Origin of the sequence: Stenotrophomonas maltophilia, assembly GCF_047782825.1 — a bacterium.
GTDB lineage: Bacteria > Pseudomonadota > Gammaproteobacteria > Xanthomonadales > Xanthomonadaceae > Stenotrophomonas.
On record NZ_CP180589.1, the window covers coordinates 1,117,180 to 1,142,204 of the forward strand.

Sequence of the window (25,025 nt, forward strand, 5' to 3'; positions counted from 1 at the left end):
AGCATGCGCAGACCCTCCCGCCATGCTAAAAATCGCCCCGCCATTGCTTAGATCGATCCAAGCGGATCCCGAGGGATGGCCCGGAGGTGGGGACCGGCACAGGACGTACCCAGGCACCAGCGCGCCGCCCCAGGCAGCCGCGGGGCTTCAGCAAAATCGGCATCACAGATTAGATCGATTCAAGTTCCGCGTCAGACACCGGATCAATCCAGGAGAGAGGGAGAGATGGCAATCAAGCATTCAACTCGTACGCACGGCCGCGACACCCTGTCGTTCGCCGTCGCGCTGGCACTGGCCGCAGCCGTCGCGCCGACCGGCGCCGCTGCCCAGCAGGCCACCGCACAACCGACCACCGGCAGCGCCGATGCCACCACCCTGGACAGCGTCCAGGTCACCGGCTACCGCTACGCCATCGAGAAGAGCCTGCAGCAGAAGCGCGATGCAAATGCTGTGGTCGAAGTGATCACCGCTGAGGACGTCGGCAAGTTCCCCGACAAGAACGTGGCCGATTCGCTGCAGCGCGTGCCCGGCGTGGTCATCACCCGCGACGGCGGCGAAGGCAAAAGCGTCAGCGTGCGCGGCCTCGACCCCGACCTGACCCTGACCCAGTTGAACGGCAACTACATCGCCACCTCCGAAACCAATGACGAGGCCAGCCGTTCGTTCAACTACACCCTGCTGCCGTCGAACATGCTGTCCAGCGCCGAGCTGTTCAAGTCGCCGGAAGCGCGCATCGACGAAGGCGGCATCGGCGGCACGGTCATCCTGCATACCCGCCGCCCGCTGGATATGGAATCCAATTCCGGCTATGTCACCCTGGAAGGTGTCTCCTCCGATACCCACCAGGACGTCGACCCGCAGGCGTCGGCGCTGTACTCGTGGCACAGCGAGGACGAGCGCTTCGGCGTGCTGGTCGGTGTGACCCAGCAGAAGCGCACCAGCCGCACCATGGAAGTGAGCACCGAGAACTACCAGTGGTACGGCACCGACGTCGATGCCCGTGATGTCAACGGCAATGCCCTCACCCAGGGCGGCATCAACTACTGGTGGGGCAACTCCGGCTTCAACGACCAGTTCGGGCACAACTACAGCGACTTCTTCATGCCCACCTCGGTGAACTTCGCCGTGAAGGAGGAGAAGCGCGAGCGCAAGGGCGGACAGTTCACGTTCCAGTTCAAGCCGGTCGACAACCTGACCCTGACCGCGAACTACTTCCGCTTCCAGCTGGACGGCGACTATTCGCAGAACATGCTGAAGGTGCCCGAGTGGAACATGGCGCGCTTCAACGGTGACGGCAACTGGGCCGGCGGCCGCCTGCTCAACGGCCTGACCTTCGACCCCAGTGGCACCGTGGTCACCGGCGCGCAGTTCGAGAAGCTGCCGGGCAAGACCTACTACTGCAGCGAAGACGAAGCCGCTGCCGCCGGCCTGGCCCCGGGTGGCTGGGGACCGGATGACTGCACCATCCCCACCCCGCAGCTGACCGGTGGCTACAGCCGCGAAAAGGCGCTCTCGCAGACCGCTGACCTGACCATCGACTGGGACATCAGCCCGCTCTGGAAGGCCTCCTTCAGCGGTGGCCGCACCTGGTCCGAAGGCGGTCCGTCGATGAACTTCCGCATGTCGGCCAAGCCGCGCCGCCGCGTCAACGGCGTGTGGGAATCGGGCAACCAGTACACCGCCTGGGACCTGACCGGCACCCCGTCGCTGACCGTGTCGCCGAACCTGCAGCAGGTGCTGATGAATGGCATCGCCGAGGTCGACACCGGTTCGACCGATTCGTCGTGGATGCAGACCGAGGTCAAGCAGAGCCACTTCCAGGCCGATGTCACCAAGATGTTCGAAAGCGGCTGGCTGGACTCGATCCAGTTCGGTGCCAAGTACCGTGACGGCAAGGTCCATCGCAACACCGGCAACACCTACTGGGTGTGCCAGGGTGCCGACCCGGCCGACTACGACAGCCGCTACCAGGCCGGCTGCGACAACACGGCCGGCATCGCCCAGCCCGGCTTCTTCCTGTCCAACCCGATCAGCGGCATCGCCGGTGGTTTCAACGCGAACGTGTTCCCGGGCATCAACTTCCCGGCCTACATCGACCACCTGAACAACACCTACGGCCAGTCGCACAACCGCGTCGAAGACGACTTCGTCTACAACGTCAACGAGAAGATCTACTCGGGCTACTTCCAGGCCAACTTCCGCACCGAACGCCTGCGCGGCAACGTCGGTGTGCGCGTGGTGCGCACCGAGCAGTTCGCCCAGTCCAGCGATTCCATCGAGAAGTTCAACGACTACTTCCTGGACAACGCCTCCGGCGCACCGATGTCGTGCAACGACCCGGCGGCAGCGGCCTTCCCCACCTATGGCTGCGAAAGTGGTTTCGTGCGCCTGCCCGACCCGCTGGCGCGCGAGAAGAGCTTCGAGCTGATCGGCTCGGACCGCACCTATACCGACGTGCTGCCCAGCTTCAACATCGCCTGGGACATCACCGACACGCTGGTCCTGCGTGGCGCGGCATCGAAGGTGGTGGCACGGCCGAGCTACACCAGCATCGCCGCACCCGGCAGCCTGAGCTACTACAGCCCCGAGTACGTCAATGACCGCCGTGTTGCTGGCGGCGCCCCCACCGAAGGCTGGGCCGGCAGCGGCAGCAACAAGAACCTCGAAGCGTTCAAGGCCACCCAGTACGACCTTGGCGTAGAGTGGTACTTCATGCCGGGCGCGGTGGCCGGCGTCGGTCTGTTCCGCAAGGACATCAGCAATTTCACCGTGCCGATCGTACGTGACGTGCAGATGGAAGTCGGCGGCCAGATGGTGACGGTGCAGAACTACAGCACCCAGGCCAACGGCCGTGACGCGGTGTCGCAGGGCGTGGAAGTGTACGGCCAGTACACCTTCGACTTCGGCCTGGGCGTGCAGGCCAACTACACCTACAACGACACCAACCTGGCCTCGATCGAGCTCAATGGCGAGAACCTGGGCGCATCGCCGCTGGTGGGCAGCGCCAAGAACCAGGCCAACCTGACGGTGTTCTACGAAACCGACCGGTTCCTGGCCCGTGCCTCGTACAACCGTCGTGGTGAAGTGGTCGGCGGCCTGGTCAACGGCATGACCCAGTACACCGAACCGTACGATCAGCTGGATCTGAACGTGGCCTACAACTTCACCGAAGCGCTGACCTTCACCGCCTCGGTGCTCAATGCCACCAAATCCGAACAGCGCATCTACCTGGGCAACGACACCCAGTCGCGCCTGATCTCCAACCTGTACTCGGGCCGGCAGATCTACTTCGGCGCGACCTACAAGTTCTAAGCCCGCGCCCCGTACAACGGTCCTCCACGGCAGCCACGCTTTTACAGGTGGCTGCCGTTTTCGTTTGGCAGGGAGCGAAGGCAACGCGCCGTTGTAGAGCCGAGCCCGTGCTCGGCTGCTGTTGCTCTGCGCCAAGAGCAGCCGAGCACGGGCTCGGCTCTACAGGAGCGGCTAGCCGCACTCAGAATGTGAACACATATTCCAGCGCGAACTCACGCCCCACCGCGCCCAGCAGACGGGTCGGGGCGAAGTCGTAGTCCACCTTGTACGGATCCTTGTGGTTCCAGCTGGCGGCGTTGAAGGCGTTGTTGACGTAAGCGTTGACCTTCATGTGCTCGGTCACCTGGTAACCCACGTTGAAGTTCCAGGTGATGAACGGCCCTACCCGCCCGTAATAGCGGGAGGTCTGCTGGCCCGCATTGGGGTTGGTGTTGGCCGAGCCATCGGGCCGGGTCAACGGCTCCAGGCAGTTCAACGACGGGCTGTCGCTGGGCACGTAGCCATCGGCGAACGGCAGGCAGCCACCGGGGTTGTCCAGGCGGTCGGTACCCCAGTGGTAGCGCACACCCGGTACCGAGCCCACGCGGTCGGCGTAGACATTGGCGTTCCAGTTGCCACGCTGCCAGGCCAGGCTGGCGCGCAGCTTGCTGCGCAGGTCGCGGTCGCGGCGTTCGGGATTGGGGTCGTTGGCGTAGCGCTGTTCCTTGGTCGACAGCTGGTTGGTGTAGTTCACCCCCAGCTGGAAGCTGCCCCAGGCAGCGGTTTCCAGCCGGTAGCGCGCGGTCAGGTCGATGCCGCGCACCTCGCGGCTGGCCAGGTTGAACGGGCCGCGCTCGATGGAAACCAGGCGACCGTTGCCATCACGGTTCACCCGGGCCAGGATGCCCGCGCAGTACTCGCCACCGGCCGGGTTGGACCACGGCGTGCCGTCCATGTTCTTGCCGGTCAGGCAGCCGGCCTCGCTGGCCAGCACCTCATCGGCACCGACATCGACGATCATGTCTTCCAGCTTGATCGCCCAGTAGTCGGCGCTGACCGACAGGTTCGGCATCACATCCCAGACAAAGCCAACGGTCCAGGAATCACCGGTCTCCGAACGCAGCAGCGGCGTGCCGCGGCGGTTCACATCGAATGCATACCAGACATCGGTGTTGCCGGCACCGCAGTTGTTGACCAGGTAAGCGCCACTTTCGATGCAGCGCAGGCGGTCGTAGGTCAGCACTTCCGAACTGCTGGGCTGGCCCAGCAGGTAGTGCATGTCGGGCGCGTGGAAACTGGTGGCATAGGAACCGCGCACCAGCAGCGATTCGAACGGCCGCCATTCCAGGCCCGCATTCCAGGTGGTTTCCTTCTGGCTGCCGATGCTGACCGCGTCGGCACTGTCATCGGCCTTGTAGTTGCCATACCGGTCGTAGCGTGCCGCTGCGGTGGCGATCAGGCTGTCGGCCAGCGGAATCTTGAATTCCACGCCGGCCGAATAGCGCGTGCGCTCGCCGCCGCCGCGGTCGACGTTCTGCAGATCGAAGTCGATGCCGGCGCGCGGGTCCGGGCTGAGGTGGTAACCCTGCCGCGCCACTTCGGCCACCGCCGCGAACGACACCGGCCCGGCCCACCCCTGGAACAGTTCGCCGGTGATATCCGCCGAGGCCTGGTTGACCCACGACGAGGCGCGGTTGCGCGCCACCGTGCCCATCTGCCAGTACTGGTCAGGCGTGATGGGATTCCACCAGCGCGATTCATTCAAGGCGTAGATCGCTTCGCCATCGGCCGTGGTTCCCAGCCGCGGGCCAAGGAAGAAGTCGTAGGACTTCTGTTCGTCCACCACGTTCTGCCGCTCCTCCACCCGGTAATAGGAACGGCCCACCGATGCACTCCAGTCGAAGCGGTCGGCCAGGCGCCCGCGCAGGCCGGCGCTGACATCCCAGGACAGTTCGCGGTTGGTGTTGCGCAGCGTGTCCAGGCCGCCCACTTCGTTCGGGGTGAACTGGCGCACGCCCAGGATCGGCCGATCACGGTTGGCATCCCAGTAGTAGCCGTTGGCATCGTCGATGAGGGTCACGCTGGGCGGATTGGTGCCCCACAGCGCTTCGGAGCGATAGACGGCCAGATTGCTCCAGGCCTGCAGGTCGTTGCCGAAATCGAAGGTGGCGTACAGGTTGCCGGACAGGTTTTCCGAACCGCCGGTCAGCAGCCAGTTGGCGTAGTCGGCGCTCATGCCGCACAGGCGCCCCGTGTTCGTCACCGTATTGGCGTTGTAGTTGTAGACCAGGCGATCGGCGGTGTAGTACTCGCCATCGAATTTCTCGCAGGTGCCTGTGGGCGGCGCCAGGCGCTCGCCGGTGCCGGGGTCGATCAGGGCCAGGCCCGCCGTGGGGCGGAAGCCGACCTTGCGCTGCTCCATGTTCCAGGACGGGTACAGCGCATCATCGGCATCGTCCATCTGCGGCCGGTCGCGGCCGAACAGCGGGTCACGCTTGGTGTACTGCAGCGCGTAGGTCACGCTCCAGTTGTCGCCGGTCTTGCCACCGGCCCAGGACAGATCCCAGGTATCGCGGCCGCCTTCGGTGGATGTGCCGCCGCGCACGCGCACTTCGTCGCCGTCGTAGTGGGTCTTCAGGATGACGTTGACCACACCGGCAATCGCGTCCGAGCCGTAGATGGCCGACGCGCCACCGGTCAGCACTTCAATGCGTTCCACTGCGGCAGCGGGGATGTTGCCGTAGTTGGAGAAGTTGGTCTCGCCGCCATAGGGCAGCGGGTAGTCGGCCACGCGACGGCCGTTGACCAGCAGCAGGCTGCGGTTGGGGCCCATGCCACGCAGGTTCAGGCCGCTGGCGTTTGGCGTATGCGAGCCCCACTGCGAGGCCGCTTCAACCGTGCCGGTGGCTTCGGTCAGCGTCTTCAACGCGTCGTAGACGGTGACGAAGCCTTCCTTCTGGATCTGCTGGGCGGAAATCACGTTGACCGGGGCCGGGCCTTCGACACTGGCGCGCTTGATGCGCGAGCCGGTGACGGTGACCGCGTCCAGATCCTTGGTGGACGGGTTGGCGGCCTGCTGGGCGCTGGCGGCCAGCGGCAACAAGGCCAGCAGCAGGGCCTGGGACAACAGATGACGGCGGGTGCGGACGGTCTGAGCCATGGGTGGTTGCTCTTCGAAGAAGTGGGCGCGCGGATGCGTGGAACAGCGGCACTACGTGGACATCGATCCAGGGCGCTTGCATCGATCCATATCGGATCCTCGCCCCCCCTGTGGATCGATCCAAACTAAAGCACAGCTGAACATGCCGGGGCATCCCGCGCCGCAGCAACGCGCACCACGACGTCGCCGACGACCGCGTGGCGTTCGAGGAATCAATGGGTTGCGAGGAGTTGACCCGGGTCGCGAGCACAACGGAGTGACACGATTGCGACAGGTGCGCGCGGAACGGTTCTGTCCGCGCCCTCGCCTGCGGCTTCAGTACGCGACGGACAGCGGTAGATACCGTGTCGTCCTTGCCTAGGCAAGGACGACTTCAGGCTCAAACGGTCGGCCGCTCTTCAGCACTCCCCAGACCAGATGTATGAGCTTGCGCATCAGTGCACACATGATGACCTTGAATGGCTTTCCTTTCTTGCTGAGGCGTTCTGCAAAGGCCTTCAGCGTCGGGTTGTAGGCCTTGCCGGTCAGCGCCGGCATGTACAACTTCTTGCGGAAATTGGCGTCGCCAACTCGCGATATCCTGGCTTTACCTTCGTAATTTCCTGATTGACGCTGCGCCGGATTCAGGCCTGCGTGGGCAACCACCTGACGCACGTCGCTGTATCTGTTGAGATCGCCTAGAAACGCCAGCAGTTGGGCACTGCTGGTATCGCCCACGCCGGGAATGCTGGTGAGCAGTTGATGGCGCCCGCGCAGGTCCGGATCGTTGTCGATGTGGTCCTGGATCGCCTTTCGCACCTGTCTGATCTGTTCCTCCAACGTCCGGATCACGTCGTTGATCCCTTGCTGGACGGAGATATCGGCAACTTCCAGGCGGTTTTGCTCCATCTGCAGCATTTCCTGGAGGTCATCACGTCGCCGGACAAGGGCTCGCAGCTTCACCTCCGAGGGCGTCGGCGGGACGTAGGGGTGCAGCTTTTCCGGGCGTTGAGCCTCGAAGAACCGGGCAATCAGCTTGGCATCGCTGCGGTCGGTCTTGGTCCGGACTCCCTCGGCCTGCCCAAATGCTTTCACCCGTGCGGGATTGGCGACATAAACCACTACCCCAGCCTCCACCAGGGCGCGCGCCAAAGCCTCGTGGTAGATACCGGTGGCCTCCATGCCTACCGCTGCGTCAGGCGCATGCTTGGCTCGCCACGCCAGAAATTCCGCATAACCCTTGGTCGTATTGGGAAATTTGGCTTTGGTGCGGTACTTGCCCTCGGACAGTGGCAAGGCGACATCAAAGGTCGCCTTGGCCATGTCATTGCCGATTACTTGCATGATCTTGCTCCAGCTTGAACTTACGATCGTGATCGGAAGCCGCCAGACTTGCCCTTGTGAGTGCAGGCTCTCACCCGAAGGTGGGCCTAAGATACCGTTCAAGTTCCAAGGCGGTGTCAGGCCGCCGACGCGCTGAATCTACTTTGCAAGCTCGAAGGCTTAAGAGCCGAGGCAGCGTCATCGGAGCCTCCCGGGGTCACCGGGGGAATTGTGCCTGATCAGGGCACCATTCCGAGACACAAGAGCCGAGCCCATGCTCGGCTGCGCTTCGCTCTTTGTAGAGTCGAGCCATGCTCGACTGCTTTTTTGCAGCGCCGAGCCACGCGCGACCGGTCGTCGAACAGCCGTCAAGCATGGCTCGACGCTACATGAAAAGCGGGTCAGCGCGCGGCGTCCAGCGCCTTGCGCAGGGCGGCCACGGTGGCGGTGCTGGTCTGGCTCCAGTCCGGGTCCAGGCCGCGCAGGACCGGGTTCTGGAACTGCATGTCCGAACGCCGCAGGCCCTTGGCCGAGGCGTGCAGTTCGCTGCAGCCGGTCTGCCGGGCGACGCCGGCAATGTTGGCCGGGCCCAGGCCGGCGCCAGCCATCACGCTGATGCGCCCAGCAGCCTGGCCGACCAGCGTGGCCAGGACTTTGCTGCCCGCTTCGGCGCTGACCTGGCCACCGGAGGTCAGCACCCGCTGGCAGCCCAGGCCGATCACCTGCTCCAGCGCGGCCGGCAGATCGCGGGTGGCGTCGAAGGCGCGGTGGAAGGTGACCTGCAGCGGCCCCGCCGCCTGCACCAGTTCCCGGCACAACGGCAGGTCGATGTCACCCTGCGCATCCAGCGCGCCGACGACTACGCCATCGCAACCCAGCGCACGGCACTGCGCGATGTCACGCAGCATCAGCTCGGTTTCCAGCGCGTCGTAATGGAAATCGCCGGCACGCGGGCGCACCAGCACGAACAGCGGAATGGTCAGCCGCTCGCGGGCGATGGCAATGCTGGCAAAGGATGGCGTGGTGCCGCCCTCGGCCAGATTGTCGAACAGTTCGATGCGGTCGGCGCCGCCGGCCTGCGCCGCCAGCGCCGAGGCCACCGAATTGCTGGCGATTTCGAGCGTGTGGCGCACGCTCACGTCTGCGTGCTCGTGTAGATCGACTGCGAATCGCGCAGGTCATCCTGGCGCTGTGCATCGCACACCGCGTAGACGAAGCCGCGATGCAGTGCGTATGCACCCACCTCGCCCTGCTTGTTCATCGCCAGGAAACACACCTGCAGCGTCTTGCTGGCCTCGGGCCGCCTGCGCACCACCCGGTCGATGGCTTCGCGGCAGGCCTGGGCCGGCGTGCGCCCCTGGCGCATCAGCTCGACCACCAGGAACGACGCCGCATTGCGGATCATCTCTTCGCCCACGCCCGAGGCGGTGGCCGCGCCCACGTCGTTGTCCACGTACAGGCCGGCACCGATGATCGGGCTGTCACCCACCCGCCCGTGCAGCTTCCAGGCCATGCCGCTGGTGGTGCAGGCACCGGCGAGGTGGCCCTTGGCATCCAGCGCCAGCATGCCGATGGTGTCGTGGTTGTCGCTGTTGCCGGGAATGCCGCGGCGTTCCGCATTGATCTGCGGCTGGTACTTTTCGGTCTTCAACCATTCGCGCCATGCCGCTTCGGCCTGCGGCGTGAGCAGGTGCTGGCGTTCGAAGCCCTGCTGCACCGCGAACTGCTGCGCGCCCTCGCCCACCAGCAGCACGTGCGGGCTGTTCTCCATCACTTTGCGGGCCACCGACACCGGATGCAGGATATCGACCAGCGCCGCGACCGCACCACAGCGGCCATCGCCGGCCATGATGCTGGCATCCAGGCTCAGCACGCCATCGCGGTCGGGGTTGCCACAATGGCCAACGGTGGGATTGCACAGCTCGCTCTCGGCCCAGCGTGCGCCGGCTTCCACCGCGTCCAGCGCACTGCCGCCCTGGGCCAGCACCTTCCACGCGGCCTGGTTGGCGGGCACGCCGAAATCCCAGGTTGAAACGACCTTCGCGCCGCCCTGCGTGCGGGCCTGCACACCCGGCATTGCCGCCATGCCTGCGGCCAATGCACCGGCCTGCAGGAACTGCCTGCGATCCACCATGTCCGCCTCCGTCGTCCATTCCGCCGCCGGCAGGCTGCCGGCAGCCTTCTATCTGTTCATGCCGGCGTACGTGCCGCGTGCCACACCGCTGCGCCCAGCACACCCAACTGGCCGTGTTCAACGCGCCACACCGGCACCTGCCGCAGCACGTCGGTCAGCACTCCCTTGTTGAGGAAGCGCTCGCGGAAGCGGCCATCGGCCAGGAAATCCTGTACGTGCGTGGAAATGCCACCGGCCAGGTATACCGAGCGCGCGCCCACGGCAATCGCTGCGTCGCCCGCCAGGCTGCCCAGCCAGGCGCAGAACACCTGCAGGGTTTCCACCGCCAGCGCATCTTCGCCGCTGCGCGCCGCGCCGATCAGCGCTTCGGTACTGGTCCATTGCGGGGTCACGCCGCGCAGTTCGCACAGGCACGGGTAAAGGTTCATCAGGCCGCTGCCGGACAGCACGCGTTCGTTGTCCACGTGCGCCCAGCGCTGCAGCAGCTTGCCCAGCACCTGCAGTTCCAGCGCATTGCCGGCCCCCAGCGCGGCATGGCCGATCTCGCTGGCCAGCACCGGACGCTCGCCATCGGCAAAGCGCAGCGCGGCACCCAGCCCGGTGCCGGCGCCCAGCACCAGCGCCGGGAAGGCCTGTGCCGGGTCCGCATCGCCATTCAGCGGCACCAGGGTGTCGGCCTGCAGGTAGGGGATGGCCAGCGCCACCGCTTCGAAATCGTTGATCAGCTGCAGTTCCTGCAGGCCGGACTGGTCGCGCGTGGTGGACAACGACACCGTCCACGGCAGGTTGGCATTGATCAGCACGTCACCATCGAGCAGGCCGGCGATGGCCACCACCGCCGTGCGCACCGGCTGGCCCAGGCTGGCAGTGAAATCGGCCAGGATCGCGGCCAGGCTCGGGTGGTCGGCGCAGGCGTAAGTGCGGTAGCTGCCCAGGCGCGGCGTCTGCCCCGGTGTCGTTTCAGCCAGGGCCAGGCGGGCGAAGGTACCGCCGACATCGGCCACCACCAGCGAACGGGGCACGCCACTGGCGGGCGCACCGGTGTGCAGAACGCCGCTACCGGCGGAATCGGGATGAACCGGGGACGCTGCTGCAACGTTCACGCTGGCCTGCTTGGATCGATTGAATCGACCCGATTCTCAGGCATTGGCGGCACTTTGCCAATCGCGGCGCCACCGCTGGGGCTGTCGGGCAGGCGCAGCGTTACATGCCTTCCTGCTCGGCCACCTGCACCCCGTCCACCAGCACGCGGAAGCGCTGCGGGCGGAAACCGGCGAACAGCAGCGGGCGGGTGCGCTCGACCAGGACCTGGTGGCCGGCGATGTGGCGCATCCACGACTGTACCAGCGAGAACGAGAACTGGGTGCCCGGGTGCAGCGGATGCTGCACCCAGACCTTCTCATCGGCGCTCTGCAGGAACATCGCGCCGGTGAACCAGTGGCGGCTGAGGGTGACCGGCGTGGTGCCGGCCATGAAACGGATATCCATGCTGCGTCCTTTCGTGATGGGAACCGTCGGCCCGGCTCAGGGCTGGGCCGTCTGCAGGCTGTAGCTGGTGGTGGCGGTGAACACCTGCCCGTCGGGCTGGGTCGAACGCACCTCCACCTTGTGGCTGCCCACGGCCAGGTCGGTCGGCAACGCACCACGCCACAGGTGCGGCGATGCGGTGGCTTCCGGCGAACGGTCGTAGCCGCGCAGCACAGTGGCGGTGTCGTCGGCCACGTTTTCCACCAGCAGGCGCGGATCGGGCTGGCTGACCTGCTTCATCGGCTGCCAGGCGCCGCCATCGACGCGGTACTCGACCACGCTGGCGTCCTCGCCCATATAGACGTTGGCGTACACGCCCCAGGCCGGGTAGGCGCCCTGGCGCAGCACCTTGGGTGCATGCAGGCCGATCTGCTCGCTGGCTGCGGCGCCGGCCACCCGGTACTGCAGGCGGTAGCTGCCGTTGCCGGTCACGTCCAGCAATGCATACCCCTTGGGCGTGCCGTCGCTCATGGTGCTGTCCGGCACGCCGGCGGCATTCTTCACGCCCGACCAGAACGCGCCGCAGTTGGCGCCCACGTTGAACTCGTGCAGCGGCTTGTCACCCTGCCAGCCCTCGGCCTTGCCGTGGTACACGTGCTGCTGGGTGTGGCTGTGGCCGCTCAGCACCAGCACGTTGCGGAAATCCTTCAGCAGATCGAACAGGCGCTGGCGGTCGGCATGGCGGAAGGTCTCGCGCCCCGGTGCCGCGTCGAACAGCGGGATGTGCATGCCCAGCACCAGCAGGCGGTCCTTGTGCAGGCCCTTCAGGTAGCTGGCGAGGAAGGCGAACTGGTCTTCGCGCAGGCCACCCACGTACTTCGGCCTGGCCTTGGGGTCGTAGACCACGTCGTCCAGGAACACGAAGCTCGCGCCGCCCTCTTCCACCGCGTAGGTATCCGGACCGTAGATGTTGCGCCAGCTGTCCAGCGAATGGTCGTCGTTGGCCGCGTCGAAATCGAGGTCGTGGTTGCCCGGCACGTGGAACCACGGCACGCCCAGTTCGGTGGTGACCTTGTTGATGGCCGGGTACAGGGACAGGTCGTCGTTGACGATGTCGCCCAGGGTGGTGCCCAGCCGTGCCTTGGTCTGCCCCACCAGCGGGGCGACGATGGACTGCTGGTAGTAGCCGATATCCTTCAGGGTGGCGGTCTGCGAATCGGTGAAGACCAGCATCTGGAAGCCGCGGCGGCTGTCATGGCGGTCGGCCTGCAGGGCGAAATCCCAGCCGCGGCCCGCTTCACCGGTGGCGGCGATACCGCCGTACTTCAGTGCCGGCGAACCATTGGGGCGGTAATGCCGCCAGAACGACGGCAGGCCATCGCCGGCCTTCGGGAACGAATAGGCATCGGGCTTGATCACGAACACCGTCTGCCCGTCACGCACCGGCAGGCTGTAGCTGCCATCGGCGGCGGTCTTGACGATGGTCTCGCCATTGGACACCTGCACCCCGGCCAGGCCCGGGTCGGTCGCGCCACGGCCCGGCTTGCCGTCACGTTCGAGATAGACCTTGCCGCTGACCACCGTATCGGCGGCCCAGGCCGGCGACGTCAGCAACAGGCAGCACAGCCAGGCGGCAGGGAGTTTCATGGGGGCGGTCCGGGAAAGAAAGACCGCCCATTGTAGATTCCGTTGATGACATCACGCACGCGGTGTCGCATGGCCCTGTAGAGCCGAGCCCGTGCTCGGCTGGCTTGAAGCTCCAGAGCAGCCGAGCATGGGCTCGGCTCTACAAACCCCTTAACGGTGGCGCTGTTCCAGCACATCACGCGCATCCTGCAGCGACAGGCCACGTGCGCGCAGCAGCACCAGCAGGTGGTACAGCAGGTCGGCCGACTCACCCAGCAGGGCCTCGTCGTCCTGGGCGACGGCGGCCAGCGCGGTTTCCACGCCCTCCTCGCCCACCTTCTGCGCGATGCGGCGGATGCCGCCCTCGAACAGCGAGGTGGTGTAGCTGCCCGGCGGGCGCTGCGCCTCGCGCACGGCCACCAGCTGGCCCAGGCCGCCCAGGAAGTCCTTGGGGGCGCCGTCGAAGCAGCTTTCGGCACCGGTGTGGCAGGTCGGGCCGGCCGGGCGTGCCAGCACCAGCACCGTGTCGGCATCGCAGTCGATACTGATCGACTGCACCGCCAGCACGTGGCCGGACTGCTCACCCTTGGTCCACAGCCGCTGCTTGCTGCGGCTGTAGAAGGTCATGTGACCGGTCACCTGGGTGATGTGCAGCGATTCGGCGGTGACGTAGCCCAGCATCAGCACCTGCAGGGTGTCGGCGTCCTGCACCACGGCCGGCAGCAGGCCATCGCCCTTCGCCCAGTCCAGCGATTCCAGCGCCTGCGGCGATGGGCGTACTTCAATAGACATCTCGAACCTCGATCTGCTGTTCGCGCAGGTAGCGCTTCAAATCCGCAATGGCGATGGCGCCGCTGTGGAACACGCTGGCGGCCAGCGCACCATCCACATCGGCCTGGTCGAAGGCCTGGGCGAAGTGCTCCATCGCACCGGCACCGCCGGAAGCGATCAGCGGCACGTTGCAGACCGCACGTGCCTGCCGCAGCTGCTCCACGTCGTAGCCACGGCGCACGCCGTCGCTGTCCATGCAGTTCAGCACGATCTCGCCGGCGCCGCGGCGCTGTGCCTCCACGATCCAGTCCAGGGTGCGCAGCGGCACCGCCTGGGTCTTGTCCGGGTCGCCGCTGAAGCGGCGTACGCGCCACTCGCCATCCGCCTCGCGCACCGAATCGACGCCGACCACCACGCACTGCACGCCGAATTCCTCGGCCAGTTCAGTGATCAGTTCCGGGCGACCCAAGGCCGGCGAGTTGATCGACACCTTGTCCGCGCCGGCAAACAGCACCCGGCGGGCAGTGTCTACGCTGTCGATGCCGCCGGCCACGCAGAACGGTATATCGATCAGGCGGGCGATGCGCTCGATCCAGGCCACATCCACCGAACGCGCCTCGGGGCTGGCGCCGATGTCATAGAACACCAGCTCATCGGCCCCCTGGTCGCGGTAGCGCTGGGCCAGCTCGGCAATGTCACCCATGTCGACGTGGTCGCGGAAGCGCACGCCCTTGACCACGCGGCCATCGCGCACGTCCAGGCAGGGAATGATGCGGCGGCTCAACATGCCAGTGCCTCGCCCAGGTCCATGCGCTGTTCCAGCAGCGCCTTGCCGAGGATGGCGCCACCACAGCCGGCAGCGCGGGCCTCGGCCACGTCGGCCACGTCGCGGATGCCGCCGGAGGCCTGCACCGCCACGCCCGGCAGCAGTGCCGACAGGTGCGCGTACAGGCTGATGTTCGGGCCGGCCAGCATGCCGTCGCGGGCGATGTCGGTGCACAGCAGGTGGCGCATGCCGGCGCGCGCATAGCGTTGGGCAAGGTCATCCAGGGTCACCCCGGCGTTCTCGGTCCAGCCGTGCACGGGCAGCTGCCACTGGCCCTGCGTGTCCTGGCGCGCGTCCAGCGCGATGGTGATGCGGTCGGCGCCGAATTCCTCCAGCCAGCCCACCACTTCGTCGGGGCGGCGTACGGCCAGCGAGCCGACCACCACGCGGCTGGCGCCCGCATCAAGGATGCGTGCCACGTCGTCGCGGCCACGCACGCCGCCGCCGGTCTGCACCTGCAGCGGCGTCTGCGCGCGGATCGCCGCCAACAACGGCGCCAGGGTGTAGCCACCGGCACGTGCGGCGTCCAGGTCCACCAGGTGCATCCACTGCGCGCCCTGCGCGGCAAAGGCCTGCGCACGCGGCAACGGATCGTCGCCGTAGGAGGTTTCCTGCGCGTAGTCGCCCTGGCGCAGCCGCACCACGCGGCCATCGCGGATATCCAGTGCGGGGTAGACGGTGAAACTCATGCAGCAGTGCCCTCGAGGAAATTGCGCAGCATCTGCGAACCGGTCTCGCCGGAACGCTCGGGGTGGAACTGGGCGCCGAAGTAGCGGCCCTGCTCGATCACGGCGGTGAACAGGCCGCCATGGTCGCAGGCAGCCACGGTGTGGGTGTTCAGCGGCGCGGCGTAGCTGTGCACGAAGTAGGCGCTGGAACGGTCCGGCACGCCCTGCAGCAGCAGCGAAGGGCGCAGCGCCAGCAGGCGGTTCCAGCCCATGTGTGGCACGCGGATGCCGCAGGCGGGCACCAGCTTGCGCACCACGCCGGGAATCAGGCCCAGGGTGTCCACGCCGGCTTCCTCGGACCGATCGAACAGCAGCTGCATGCCCAGGCAGATGCCCATCAGCGGCACCTCCAGCCGGCGCAGCGGTTCGACCAGGCCCTGCGCATGCAGGCGCTGCATGCCCGGTGCCGCAGCGCCCACGCCCGGCAGGATCACCCGCTGTGCGCCGGCCAGGCCCTGGGCATCGCGCACCAGGCGCACGTTCGCGCCCAGCCGCTCCAGCGCATAACGCACCGAACCGAGGTTGGCGCCGCCGGCATCGATCAGCGCAACATCGCTCACAGCGCCCCCTTGGTGGTCGGCAACGCAGTGCCCTGGCGGGCCAGCGCTGGGCGCAATGCACGCGCCAAGGCCTTGAAGCAGGCTTCCACCTTGTGGTGGTCGTTGTCGCCGCGCACCTGCAGGTTGAGGTTGAGGCCGCTGGCATCGCACAGCGAACGGAAGAAGTGCGGGACCAGCTCGGTTGGCATGTCACCCACCCGCTCGCGCTTGAACTCGCCTTCGAACACGAAGTACGGGCGGCCACTGAAATCCAGCGCCGCGCTGGCCAGGGTCTCGTCCATCGGCAGGGTGAAGCCGTAGCGGCCGATGCCGCGCTTGTCGCCCAGCGCTTCGCGCAGGGCCTGGCCCAGGGCCAGACCGGTGTCTTCGATGGTGTGGTGCTCGTCGATATGCAGGTCGCCCTCGGCCTGGATGTCCAGGGCGAAGCCGCCGTGCTTGCCGATCTGTTCCAGCATGTGGTCGAAGAACGGCAGCCCGGTGTGGATGTTGGCATCACCGGCGCGATCCAGGTCCAGTTCGACGCGGATCTTCGTTTCCTTGGTGTTGCGCTGGACCACGGCGGTACGCGGTGCATCGGCCAGCGCGTGGGCAATGCCCGGCCAGTCCCACTCGCCGCCGAACTGTTCGGTGCGCAGCTGGAAACCGCGGATGTTCAGGTTGTCGGCGAACTGCAGGTCGGTGATGCGGTCGCCCACCATGCCCGAACGCGCCCAGTCGATGCTGCGGTCCTGCAGGTGGCGGGTCATCAGGCCGATGCCGGGCTTGCGCGTGGGCGCGTTGTCCTGCGGCCAGCTGCAGTCGATCAGCACGTCACGGAAGGCGATGCCCTGGCTTTCGAAGATCTGCAGCATCAGGTCGTTGGGGCCGTCGAAACTGGCACGCGGGTAGCTTTCGCTGCCCAGGCCATCCTGATTGGTGACGATGACGAACTGGTAGCCCGCATCACGCAGCTTCAGCAACGCCGGGATCACCTGCGGCACGAAGCGCAGCTTTTCGTAGGCGTCGATCTGGAAATCCGCCGGCTCTTCGATGAGAGTGCCATCGCGGTCGATGAACAGGATGGGGGTCATGCTGCGGCCCTCCGCGCCGACAGGGCCGCAAGCACGCGGTCATTCTCTTCAGGGCTGCCGATGCTGATGCGCAGGGCATCGCCCAGCTGCGGTGCTGCGCGCTGGTCGCGTACCACCACGCCGGCGCCCAGCAGCGTATCGAACGCGGCCTGTGCATCGGCGAAGCGGACCAGCAGGTAGTTGCCGGCCGAGCGGTACACGCGGCGCACGCCGGGCAGGCCCGGCAGCGCTGCAGACAGGCGTTCGCGCTCGGCGATGACCGCGGCCACGCGCTCGGCGGTGCGAGCCAATGCAGCGGGCTGCAGGGCCTGCACGGCCAGCTCGGCACACGGGGTCGGCACCGGATACGGCGCCTGGCAACGGCGCAGTACGGCGATCAGTTCGGGGGCGGCAATGAGGCTGCCGATGCGCGCTGCGGCCAGCGCGTGCGCCTTCGACAGCGTGCGCAGCACGGCGACGTTGGCATGTCCAGCCAGCAGCGTGGTTGCCGACGGGCGTTGCGCGTATTCGACGTAGGCCTCATCGACCACCACCAGAGCCTGCCCGCGCAGCGCGCTGGCCACGCGCTCGATCTCGTCCAGGCCGATATCGCTGCCGGCCGGATTGGACGGCGCGCACAGGAACACCAGCTTGACGCCCTGCTCCTTCGCCGTGCGGATGACCGCATCCAGATCGGCGCGCAGGCCGTCTTCGCCGTCGACCAGCGGCACATCGACCAACGGCGCGCCCTGCAGGCGTGCGCAGACCGCGTACATGCCGAACACCGGCGAGGTGACCAGCACCCCATCGCGGCCCGGCACGCACAGCGCGCGCACCAGCAGGTCGATGGCCTCGTCGCTGCCGCGCCCGACCAGCAGCTGCTGCGGCTGCACGCCATACAGGGCAGCCAGGCCTTCGCGCAGCGCCAGCGGCTGCGGTTCGGGGTAGCGTCGACTGCTGCCAGCGCTGTCTGCCGGATTGGCCCAGGCCGATTCGTTGGCATTCAGCCAGACATCGCCCTGCACGGCTGCGCTGCGCGCCGAGCTGTAGCCGGCGAATGCCTGCAGATCCGGGCGCACCAGTGCCAGCAGCTGATCGATGTCGGCGCTCATGCGGCGGCCTCCATGCGCAGGGCCACCGCACGTTCGTGCGCGTCCAGGCCTTCGGCGCTGGCGATGATGCGCGCACAGCCACCGATCGCGGCCAGGCCGGCGGCGCTGGCACTCTGCACGCTGATCAGGTTCTGGAAACTGGCCACGCTGACGCCGCTGTAGGCGCGTGCGGCGCCGGCGGTCGGCAGCACGTGGTTGGTGCCACTGCAGTAGTCGCCCAGCGCTTCGGGGGTGTAGTCGCCCAGGAACACTGAGCCGGCGGCCTGCACCTGGCCCAGCCAGTCGCGCGGTGCGCGCAGGGCCAGGATCAGGTGCTCGGGCGCGTAGCGGTTGCTGATGGCGAAGGCCTCAGCGAGGGTTTCAACCTGGACCAAGCGCGAGGCCGACAGCGCCTGGCGCGCAATCTGCTGGCGCGGCAGCAGCGCGACCTGGCGCTCCACTTCGGCTTCGACTGCAGCCAGCATCGCGGCATCGTCGGTCAGCAGCAGCACCTGTGAATCCGGGCCGTGCTCGGCCTGCGACAGCAGATCGGCAGCGACGAAGGCCGGATTGGCACCGGCATCGGCGATCACCAGCACTTCCGACGGCCCGGCCGGCATGTCGATGGCGGCGGCGCCGTCCTGTGCGACCTGCTGCTTGGCCTCGGTAACGAAACTGTTGCCCGGCCCGAACAGCTTGTCGCAGGCGGGAACGCTGGCCGTGCCATAGGCCAGCGCGGCGATGGCCTGGGCACCGCCCAGCTTGAACACGCGCTGCACGCCGGTCAGGCGCGCAGCCACCAGCACCGCCGGATCGGCCGTGCCATCGGCGCGCGGCGGCGTGCACAGCACCACCTGCGGGCAGCCGGCCAACTGCGCCGGCACGCCCAGCATCAGCGCCGTGGACGGCAGCGGCGCGCTGCCCGCCGGCACGTACAGGCCAACGCGGCCGATCGGCCGCAGCATGCGTTCGCAGACCACACCGGGTGCGGTTTCGACCGAATAGCCCTTGCCCATGCCCGCTTCGTGGAAGCGCGTGATGCGCTCGGCAGCCTCCACCATGGCCTGGCGCAGTCCGGCAGGCACGGCCGCTTCGGCGGCGGCGAATTCGGCTTCGCTCACTTCGAATGCCGGCAGCTGCACGCCATCGAAGCGCGCGGTGATGGCACGCAGCGCGTCATCGCCCTGCGCCCGTACCTGCGCGATCAGCGCGGCCACGGCATCGCGGGTCTGCTGCGCCACGGTCTGCACCGGGCGGGTCAGCGCCGCGCTGCGCGCGGCTTCATCAAGTTGCGACCAGATCAGACGATTCATGCCAGCGACCGCTCCACGCTCAACACCATCAGGCCCTGCGCGCCCGCGCGCTCCAGTTCCTCCATGCGCTGCCAGGTCAGCGGACCGGGGCACATGGTCTGCAGCCGCAACGCGCCCCCATCAGCAGGCAAACGCACCAGCGGCTCGGCATCGGCCAGCAGCTGCGCCAGCGCATCCACGCGGTCCTCGCTGGCGCGGAACATCAGCAGCTTGCGGTCCTGCTTCTGCACCACGCCGTCCAGGCGGCGCAGCAACATGCTGCGCAGGCCGGCGCGGGCATCGTCGGGCACGCGCACGGCACCGGCCAGCACGGCCTCGCTGTCCAGCAGGTTGTGCACCGGGCTGAGCTGGTTGGCGCGCAGGGTGGCGCCGCTGGACACCAGGTCGCAGATCAGGTCGGCCGTGCCCAGGCGCGGGGCGATTTCCACCGAACCGGACAGCTCGACCACCTGTGCGTCCACGCCCTGCTCGGCCAACCACTGCTTGAGGATGGCCGGGTAACTGGTGGCGATGCGGGTGCCGGCCAGCTGCGCCGGGCCTTCCCACTGCCATTCCTCGGGCACGGCCAGCATCAGCCGGCACTGGCCGAAGCCCAGCCCACGCAGGGCCTGGTAGGCATCGGGCAGGCCGATCTGGCGGCGTGCGGCGGCCTGTTCGTCCAGCTCGTTGCGGCCGACGATGCCGAGATCGCAGACGCCATCGGCAATCAGGCCGGGAATGTCGTCGTCGCGCACCAGCAGCAGGTCCACCGGCAGCGATTCGCCGTAGCAGAACAGCTTGTCACGGCTCTCGCGCCAGCTCAGGCCGCAGGCGCTGAGCAGGTTGCGGGCGGGTTCGGCCAAGCGGCCACTCTTCTGGATGGCGATACGCAGCCGGTCTCGCGCCGGCGCTGCCTGGGTTGCACTCATGGGGGAGGTCTCGAAGTTCGGTACGGGGCGCGGATCAGCGCGTGGCAAGGCGGTCGATGGCGGCGGCATAGCCTCGATGGCCATGCTCCAGCGTGCGTGCGACCCGTCCGGTGGTGGTCACGCTGACGCCGGTGCGCTCGTGGATTTCGCGGTAGGGCACGCCCTGCTGCAGCAGCGGCACCACTTTCCAGCGGTCGGCCATGGCTTCCAGTTCGGCCGGGGTGCAGAGGTCGCGCAGGAAGGCCTCGACCTGTGCCGGTTCGCGCAGGGCGGCAAAGGCCTGGGCCAGGGCGTCCAGGTCGGCCTGCGGGTCTTTGGCGGTGATGTCGGGGCGGGCTTTCACGGGCGGATCTCTTGCATCAATGTAATAGCGTGTTAGTACATTAATGCATTCTTGCGCAGTGCGTCAAATCGTGGGTTGGGGGCACGGCAGGGCTGCGCGCTGCACCCGCAGAGGCCGGAGCAACGGCAAAAGCTGGGTTACTGAGGGTTGGCGGGGAGGGTCCGGTTGAGGGGGACGCTGCAAGTACGTCCCTGTAAGCTCGGTCGCCGCTTGCTCGTGTGCGCTGTCCTGCGCACACGGCAAGACCGGGGTTGGGCGTCCTGCCCAACCCGCCCGAGGCATGCCTCGGGCCCATGCGGCTCACGCCCCCTCAACCGGACCCTCCCCGCCTTCGACAGTTGGCCGCGATCTGTCGGAGTGGCGTGGATGGGATCGAAACCGGTTTCTGTAGAGTCGAGCCATGCTCGACTGCTTTAGGTCCGGAAACGAAAACGCCCACCAAAGGGTGGGCGTTCTGCTTTCAAATCAATAACCTGACCTGACTCAGGGCTTACAGCGGACCTCGGCCTGCAGCGCGCCGCGCCGCAGGCATTCACCGAACAGGCTGCCCTGCCGGCTTGGCAGGGACTGGATGTTCTGCAGCGGTTCCGCGCCCACTGGGCACGTCCGCGCGGCCAAGGTGCGCAGGTCGCTCTCCAGCTGCGCGCGGTCGATCACATGGCAGCGATCAACCTGCAGCCGGTACTGCGCCGGACCGGTCCGGGCGCTGCGCAGCGCCGGGTCGCTCTGGCAGCCCGCCAGCAGGAGCACGCTCAGCGCCCCTGCGGCGGCGCGGGTCACGCCATGACCTTGGACTGTTCCAGCTCGACCTGCAGGGTGCTGGCCAGCTCGTCGCGGGAAACTTCGAACTGCTGCTCGCGCACCAGGTCCTTCACCGCCACCACGCCGCGGGCGAGCTCGTCTTCGCCGGCCAGGACCACGAAGCGGATGCCCGCCTTGGCGGCGTACTGGAACTGCTTGCCGATCTTCTTCGGCTCCATCTGCACTTCGGTGTTGATGCCACCGCTGCGCAGGCGGCGGGCGATGTCCAGCGACTGCGCCATGCCCTGCTCGTCCATCAGTGCCACCAGCGCCTGCACGCTGCTGGCTTCGATGCCGTCGATCAGGCCCGCTTCGCGCAGCTGCCAGAACAGGCGCGACAGGCCGATGGAAATACCCACGCCGGGCAGCTTGGACTTGCTGTAGTGGCTGGCCAGGTCCTCATAACGGCCGCCCGAGCAGATCGAGCCGATCTGCGGGTGGTCGGTCAGCGTGGTCTCGTACACGGTGCCGGTGTAGTAATCCAGACCGCGGGCGATGGAGAAGTTCAGGCAGTACGCAGTTTCCGGCACGCCCAGCGCCTGCACCAGCTGCAGCACTTCGCGCAGTTCGGCCACGCCGGTGCGCAGGGTGTCCGACGATGCCGCGCCCGCTTCCAGTGCCGCCAACTGCACCAGCGCGTCGTCGTGGCCCTTCGAGCGCACGGCAACGAAGGCCAGGATCTTCTCGACCTGCTCGGCCGGAATGTTGAAGCCCTCGCCCACCAGCGTGTCGCGCACATAATCCGCGCCGCGCTTGTCCAGCTTGTCCACTTCGCGCAGAACAGCCAGCTGGCGCTCGCCTTCGGCCACGCCCAGGCTTTCGAAGAAACCGCGCATCAGCTTGCGGTTGTTCAACTGGATGCTGAAATCACCAATGCGCAGTTCCGAGAACACGGCGTGGATGACCGCCAGCACTTCGGCGTCGTAGCGCACGCTCAGGCTGTCCTTGCCGATCACGTCGATGTCGCACTGGTAGAACTCGCGGAAGCGGCCGCGCTGGGCGCGCTCGCCACGGTACACGCGCTGCATCTGGTAACGGCGGAACGGGAAAGTCAGTTCGTGCTCGTGCTCGGCCACGTAGCGGGCCAGCGGCACGGTCAGGTCGAAGCGCAGCGCCATTTCCGGCAGAGAGCGGTCACCCGATTCGGCGGCGTTGGCCAGCGCGCCGGTGGACTGCACGAAGTACACCTGGCGCTCGGTCTCGCCGCCGGACTTGGTCAGCAGCACATCGGACAGCTCGAACACCGGCGTTTCCACCGGCAGGAACCCGAAGCGCTCGTAGTTGCGGCGGATGACGTCCAGCATGCGCTGGAACGCAATCTGCTCGCGCGGCAACAGTTCAAGGGTGCCGGGCGGGGTACGGGGCTTGATCACGGGCGGAACTCCTGCAGGAACGGGAACGTGGGAGGGGGCGACATTCTAGCGCCCCGCATCGCTCAGCCGCCGATCAGGGGCCACAGGGCCGCATGAAGTATCATAAGGCCCTCCCTCGCCCGCGATACGCCCACGCAACATGTCCCGGCCTTCCGGCGCCCCGTCCGCCACCCACGAATCCACTGCGCCGTCCTGCTCCACGCAGGACTGCCTGCACTGCTCGGTCCGCCACTTGGCGGTCTGCTCGGCGCTGTCGCCCGATGAAGTGCAGGCACTGGAGCAGGTGACCGTGTCGCAGCAGGTGGGCATGGGCAGCACCCTGGCCCGTACCGGCGAAGAGCGCCAGCATGTCTATACATTGACCGCCGGTGCGCTGCGCCTGGTGCGCACGCTGGCCGACGGCCGCCGCCAGATCAACGGCTTCGTGCTGCCCGGCGATTACCTGGGCCTGAGTGGCAGCGACCACCACCGCCACGACATCGAAGCCATCGCCGACAGCCGGGTCTGCCGCGTGGCCCTGCCGCAGATGAAGGCGCTGCGCGGGCGCTACCCGCATCTGGAGCGCAAGCTGCTGCAGCGCGCCTGCCAGGAACTGGATGCCGCCCAGGATGCGGCGCTGGCCCTGGCCCGCCTGCAGCCGGCGGAAAAGCTGGCCGACTTCCTGCTGCGCCTGGCCGCCCGCGAAGCCAAGCTGGGCGGCGATGGCCTGCGCGTCTCGCTGCCGATGGGCCGCGGCGATATTGCCGACCATCTGGGCCTGACCATGGAAACGGTCAGCCGCACCTTCACCAAGCTGCGCCAGCAGGGCCTGATCGCCCTGCCCCACCTGAACGTGGTGGAGATCCTTGATGAGGATGGGCTGCGCGAGTTGGCGGGCGAAGGGCTGGCCTGACTGTCGCGCGGTTCGCGGCGTTGCCGGCCAGCGGCCGGCACTACCCGCCGGGCATGGCCCGGCGCTACCCTCCTCAACGCAACAACACCTCGCGCAGGGCCGCGTAATCGGCCGCCAACGGCTCTGCATGCGCCGGCCGCTGCAGCAGCGCATCCAGCGCCGGCGGCACCGCCACCGCTTCGCCGATCAGCGGCTCCACCACTGCTTCGAACTTGGCCGGGTGGGCGGTCGCCACCACCGCCCAGTCGCCCTTCGCCCCGCGTGCGCGCAGATCCTGCAACACCTTCACCGCCGTGGCCGTATGCGGGCAGAACAGCTCGCCTTCGCTGGCATGGGCACTGGCAATGGTCGCGCGGATGGTCACGTCATCCACGGCGAAGGCACGGAAGGCCGCACGCAGTTCGGCATCATCCTCAGCGTAGAGCCAGCGCAGGCGCTCGAAGTTGCTCGGCGCCCCCACATCCATCGCATTGGCCACGGTGGCCACACTGGCCTGCGGCTGGTAGTCGCCACCGTTGAAGTAGGCCGGCAGCACGGCGTTGGCATTGGTGGCCAGCACGATCTGCCCGATCGGCACGCCCAGTGCGCGCGCCAGCACCGCCGCCATCGCGTTGCCCAGGTTGCCGGTCGGCACCACCAGGTTGAGCCGGCGCCGCGTGCGCGCGTGATGGCTCAGCGCCGCGTGCGCGTAGTAGCTCATCTGCGGCAGCAGGCGGCCCAGGCTGATGCTGTTGGCCGAACTGAGCGGAACCTGCGCCTGCAGCGCGGCATCGGCCAGGGCCTGCTTGACCATGGCCTGGCAGTCATCGAATGAACCGGCCACGCGCAGCGCCTGGATGTTGTCACCGAAGCAGCCCAACTGGTGCGCCTGCCGCGGCGACACCCGCCCGTCGGGGTACAGCACCACCACGCGCACGCCCGGCTGCCGGTGGAAAGCCGCGGCGACCGCTGCACCGGTGTCGCCCGAGGTAGCCACGACAATCGTCAGATCGCGGCCCTTGCCCGCCTGCAGCCGCGACAGCGTGCCGGCCAGGAAGCGCGCGCCGATGTCCTTGAAGGCGGCCGTCGGCCCGTGGAACAGTTCCAGCACATGGTCGCCGTCGCGCGCCAGTGGCCGCAGCGGCACCGGGAAGTCGAAGGCTTCGCGGCAGATCGCCGGCAGTGCTTCCTGCAGCGGGTCGCCTTCGAAGAACGGCGCCAGCAGATCGGCTGCGGTATCGGCCAGGGTCGCGCCGGCGTGCAGGTCACGCGGCGGCGGAAGGGCGTCGGGCACATACAGGCCACCGTCGGGCGCCAGGCCGGCGGCGATGGCGGCGCTCAGGCCAGCGGCGGGCGCATGCCCACGGGTCGAAACGAAGTACATGGGTTCGGTATCCAGCAAGGGGGAAGG

At 67.5% G+C, this 25,025-nt stretch carries 21 protein-coding genes; 2 read left to right on the plus strand and 19 right to left on the minus strand.

What is annotated here, in order from left to right; genetic code table 11:
* Nucleotides 1–225 precede the first annotated feature (225 nt).
* The gene (locus tag ACM2ZB_RS05080; RefSeq protein ID WP_416057697.1) at nucleotides 226–3,312 is read left to right on the plus strand and encodes a TonB-dependent receptor; all 3,087 of its coding nucleotides are present in this window, start codon (nucleotides 226–228) and stop codon (nucleotides 3,310–3,312) included.
* A gap of 181 nt (nucleotides 3,313–3,493) precedes the next feature.
* On the opposite strand, the gene ACM2ZB_RS05085 is transcribed toward ACM2ZB_RS05080, so the two are convergent.
* From ACM2ZB_RS05085 to hisS, 18 genes are all read right to left on the minus strand, one after another.
* Complete coding sequence (locus ACM2ZB_RS05085) at nucleotides 3,494–6,451, minus strand: TonB-dependent receptor plug domain-containing protein (protein WP_416057698.1); 2,958 nt, start codon at nucleotides 6,449–6,451, stop codon at nucleotides 3,494–3,496.
* A 357-nt stretch (nucleotides 6,452–6,808) separates the two neighbouring features.
* Nucleotides 6,809–7,774, minus strand: a complete 966-nt coding sequence (locus tag ACM2ZB_RS05090) for an IS110 family transposase (RefSeq protein WP_416056183.1) — start codon at nucleotides 7,772–7,774, stop codon at nucleotides 6,809–6,811.
* 380 nt (nucleotides 7,775–8,154) lie between these two features.
* Nucleotides 8,155–8,892 carry a copper homeostasis protein CutC gene (locus ACM2ZB_RS05095; protein ID WP_416057699.1) on the minus strand — a complete coding sequence of 246 codons (738 nt, stop codon included), beginning with the start codon at nucleotides 8,890–8,892 and terminating at the stop codon, nucleotides 8,155–8,157.
* Nucleotides 8,889–9,887 carry a N(4)-(beta-N-acetylglucosaminyl)-L-asparaginase gene (locus tag ACM2ZB_RS05100; RefSeq protein ID WP_416057700.1) on the minus strand — a complete coding sequence of 333 codons (999 nt, stop codon included), beginning with the start codon at nucleotides 9,885–9,887 and terminating at the stop codon, nucleotides 8,889–8,891. The genes ACM2ZB_RS05095 and ACM2ZB_RS05100 overlap by 4 nt, the downstream gene beginning before the upstream one ends.
* A gap of 56 nt (nucleotides 9,888–9,943) precedes the next feature.
* Nucleotides 9,944–10,990: a glucokinase gene (locus tag ACM2ZB_RS05105; RefSeq protein ID WP_416057701.1), complete on the minus strand. Its 1,047-nt coding sequence runs from the start codon at nucleotides 10,988–10,990 to the stop codon at nucleotides 9,944–9,946.
* A 100-nt stretch (nucleotides 10,991–11,090) separates the two neighbouring features.
* Nucleotides 11,091–11,375, minus strand: coding sequence for a hypothetical protein (locus ACM2ZB_RS05110; RefSeq protein ID WP_313442674.1), 285 nt, complete (start codon nucleotides 11,373–11,375; stop codon nucleotides 11,091–11,093).
* Between the two features lie 36 nt (nucleotides 11,376–11,411).
* Nucleotides 11,412–13,001 (minus strand): calcineurin-like phosphoesterase C-terminal domain-containing protein, encoded by a 1,590-nt coding sequence (locus ACM2ZB_RS05115; protein ID WP_416057702.1) that lies wholly within the window; start codon nucleotides 12,999–13,001, stop codon nucleotides 11,412–11,414.
* 150 nt (nucleotides 13,002–13,151) lie between these two features.
* Nucleotides 13,152–13,772: a bifunctional phosphoribosyl-AMP cyclohydrolase/phosphoribosyl-ATP diphosphatase HisIE gene (gene hisIE, locus ACM2ZB_RS05120; RefSeq protein WP_416057703.1), complete on the minus strand. Its 621-nt coding sequence runs from the start codon at nucleotides 13,770–13,772 to the stop codon at nucleotides 13,152–13,154.
* On the minus strand, nucleotides 13,762–14,538 hold the full coding sequence (gene hisF, locus ACM2ZB_RS05125) for an imidazole glycerol phosphate synthase subunit HisF (RefSeq protein WP_416057704.1): 777 nt from the start codon (nucleotides 14,536–14,538) through the stop codon (nucleotides 13,762–13,764). The genes hisIE and hisF overlap by 11 nt, the downstream gene beginning before the upstream one ends.
* Complete coding sequence (gene hisA / locus ACM2ZB_RS05130) at nucleotides 14,532–15,266, minus strand: 1-(5-phosphoribosyl)-5-[(5-phosphoribosylamino)methylideneamino]imidazole-4-carboxamide isomerase (RefSeq protein ID WP_313442684.1); 735 nt, start codon at nucleotides 15,264–15,266, stop codon at nucleotides 14,532–14,534. The genes hisF and hisA overlap by 7 nt, the downstream gene beginning before the upstream one ends.
* Nucleotides 15,263–15,865: an imidazole glycerol phosphate synthase subunit HisH gene (hisH, locus tag ACM2ZB_RS05135; RefSeq protein ID WP_416057705.1), complete on the minus strand. Its 603-nt coding sequence runs from the start codon at nucleotides 15,863–15,865 to the stop codon at nucleotides 15,263–15,265. The genes hisA and hisH overlap by 4 nt, the downstream gene beginning before the upstream one ends.
* Nucleotides 15,862–16,935 carry a bifunctional histidinol-phosphatase/imidazoleglycerol-phosphate dehydratase HisB gene (gene hisB / locus ACM2ZB_RS05140; protein ID WP_416057706.1) on the minus strand — a complete coding sequence of 358 codons (1,074 nt, stop codon included), beginning with the start codon at nucleotides 16,933–16,935 and terminating at the stop codon, nucleotides 15,862–15,864. The genes hisH and hisB overlap by 4 nt, the downstream gene beginning before the upstream one ends.
* Nucleotides 16,932–18,026 (minus strand): histidinol-phosphate transaminase, encoded by a 1,095-nt coding sequence (gene hisC / locus ACM2ZB_RS05145; protein WP_416057707.1) that lies wholly within the window; start codon nucleotides 18,024–18,026, stop codon nucleotides 16,932–16,934. The genes hisB and hisC overlap by 4 nt, the downstream gene beginning before the upstream one ends.
* Complete coding sequence (gene hisD / locus ACM2ZB_RS05150; RefSeq protein WP_416057708.1) at nucleotides 18,023–19,318, minus strand: histidinol dehydrogenase; 1,296 nt, start codon at nucleotides 19,316–19,318, stop codon at nucleotides 18,023–18,025. Before hisD ends, hisC begins: the two co-directional genes overlap by 4 nt.
* Nucleotides 19,315–20,226 (minus strand): ATP phosphoribosyltransferase, encoded by a 912-nt coding sequence (gene hisG / locus ACM2ZB_RS05155; protein ID WP_313442694.1) that lies wholly within the window; start codon nucleotides 20,224–20,226, stop codon nucleotides 19,315–19,317. Before hisG ends, hisD begins: the two co-directional genes overlap by 4 nt.
* A gap of 34 nt (nucleotides 20,227–20,260) precedes the next feature.
* Nucleotides 20,261–20,569 (minus strand): YerC/YecD family TrpR-related protein, encoded by a 309-nt coding sequence (locus tag ACM2ZB_RS05160; RefSeq protein WP_313442696.1) that lies wholly within the window; start codon nucleotides 20,567–20,569, stop codon nucleotides 20,261–20,263.
* 483 nt (nucleotides 20,570–21,052) lie between these two features.
* The gene (locus tag ACM2ZB_RS05165) at nucleotides 21,053–21,349 is read right to left on the minus strand and encodes a hypothetical protein (protein ID WP_416057709.1); all 297 of its coding nucleotides are present in this window, start codon (nucleotides 21,347–21,349) and stop codon (nucleotides 21,053–21,055) included.
* Nucleotides 21,346–22,743, minus strand: a complete 1,398-nt coding sequence (hisS, locus tag ACM2ZB_RS05170; protein ID WP_416057710.1) for a histidine--tRNA ligase — start codon at nucleotides 22,741–22,743, stop codon at nucleotides 21,346–21,348. The genes ACM2ZB_RS05165 and hisS overlap by 4 nt, the downstream gene beginning before the upstream one ends.
* Nucleotides 22,744–22,882: 139 nt before the next feature.
* Here hisS and ACM2ZB_RS05175 point away from each other — a divergent pair, with 139 nt between their 5' ends.
* Complete coding sequence (locus ACM2ZB_RS05175; RefSeq protein ID WP_416057711.1) at nucleotides 22,883–23,635, plus strand: Crp/Fnr family transcriptional regulator; 753 nt, start codon at nucleotides 22,883–22,885, stop codon at nucleotides 23,633–23,635.
* A gap of 73 nt (nucleotides 23,636–23,708) precedes the next feature.
* On the opposite strand, the gene thrC is transcribed toward ACM2ZB_RS05175, so the two are convergent.
* Nucleotides 23,709–24,998: a threonine synthase gene (thrC, locus tag ACM2ZB_RS05180; RefSeq protein WP_416057712.1), complete on the minus strand. Its 1,290-nt coding sequence runs from the start codon at nucleotides 24,996–24,998 to the stop codon at nucleotides 23,709–23,711.
* Between the last annotated feature and the right edge of the window lie 27 nt (nucleotides 24,999–25,025).

What these genes read in the sequence shown, in the direction of transcription:
- hisD (WP_416057708.1), bottom strand. Translation starts at nt 19,318, where the DNA reads ATGAATCGTCTGATCTGGTCGCAACTTGATGAAGCCGCGCGCAGCGCG.
- hisC (WP_416057707.1), bottom strand. Translation starts at nt 18,026, where the DNA reads ATGAGCGCCGACATCGATCAGCTGCTGGCACTGGTGCGCCCGGATCTG.
- hisIE (WP_416057703.1), bottom strand. Translation starts at nt 13,772, where the DNA reads ATGTCTATTGAAGTACGCCCATCGCCGCAGGCGCTGGAATCGCTGGAC.
- ACM2ZB_RS05090 (WP_416056183.1), bottom strand. Translation starts at nt 7,774, where the DNA reads ATGCAAGTAATCGGCAATGACATGGCCAAGGCGACCTTTGATGTCGCC.
- hisA (WP_313442684.1), bottom strand. Translation starts at nt 15,266, where the DNA reads ATGAGTTTCACCGTCTACCCCGCACTGGATATCCGCGATGGCCGCGTG.
- ACM2ZB_RS05080 (WP_416057697.1), top strand. Translation starts at nt 226, where the DNA reads ATGGCAATCAAGCATTCAACTCGTACGCACGGCCGCGACACCCTGTCG.
- ACM2ZB_RS05085 (WP_416057698.1), bottom strand. Translation starts at nt 6,451, where the DNA reads ATGGCTCAGACCGTCCGCACCCGCCGTCATCTGTTGTCCCAGGCCCTG.
- ACM2ZB_RS05175 (WP_416057711.1), top strand. Translation starts at nt 22,883, where the DNA reads ATGTCCCGGCCTTCCGGCGCCCCGTCCGCCACCCACGAATCCACTGCG.
- hisB (WP_416057706.1), bottom strand. Translation starts at nt 16,935, where the DNA reads ATGACCCCCATCCTGTTCATCGACCGCGATGGCACTCTCATCGAAGAG.
- ACM2ZB_RS05100 (WP_416057700.1), bottom strand. Translation starts at nt 9,887, where the DNA reads ATGGTGGATCGCAGGCAGTTCCTGCAGGCCGGTGCATTGGCCGCAGGC.
- ACM2ZB_RS05115 (WP_416057702.1), bottom strand. Translation starts at nt 13,001, where the DNA reads ATGAAACTCCCTGCCGCCTGGCTGTGCTGCCTGTTGCTGACGTCGCCG.
- thrC (WP_416057712.1), bottom strand. Translation starts at nt 24,998, where the DNA reads ATGTACTTCGTTTCGACCCGTGGGCATGCGCCCGCCGCTGGCCTGAGC.
- ACM2ZB_RS05110 (WP_313442674.1), bottom strand. Translation starts at nt 11,375, where the DNA reads ATGGATATCCGTTTCATGGCCGGCACCACGCCGGTCACCCTCAGCCGC.
- hisF (WP_416057704.1), bottom strand. Translation starts at nt 14,538, where the DNA reads ATGTTGAGCCGCCGCATCATTCCCTGCCTGGACGTGCGCGATGGCCGC.
- hisG (WP_313442694.1), bottom strand. Translation starts at nt 20,226, where the DNA reads ATGAGTGCAACCCAGGCAGCGCCGGCGCGAGACCGGCTGCGTATCGCC.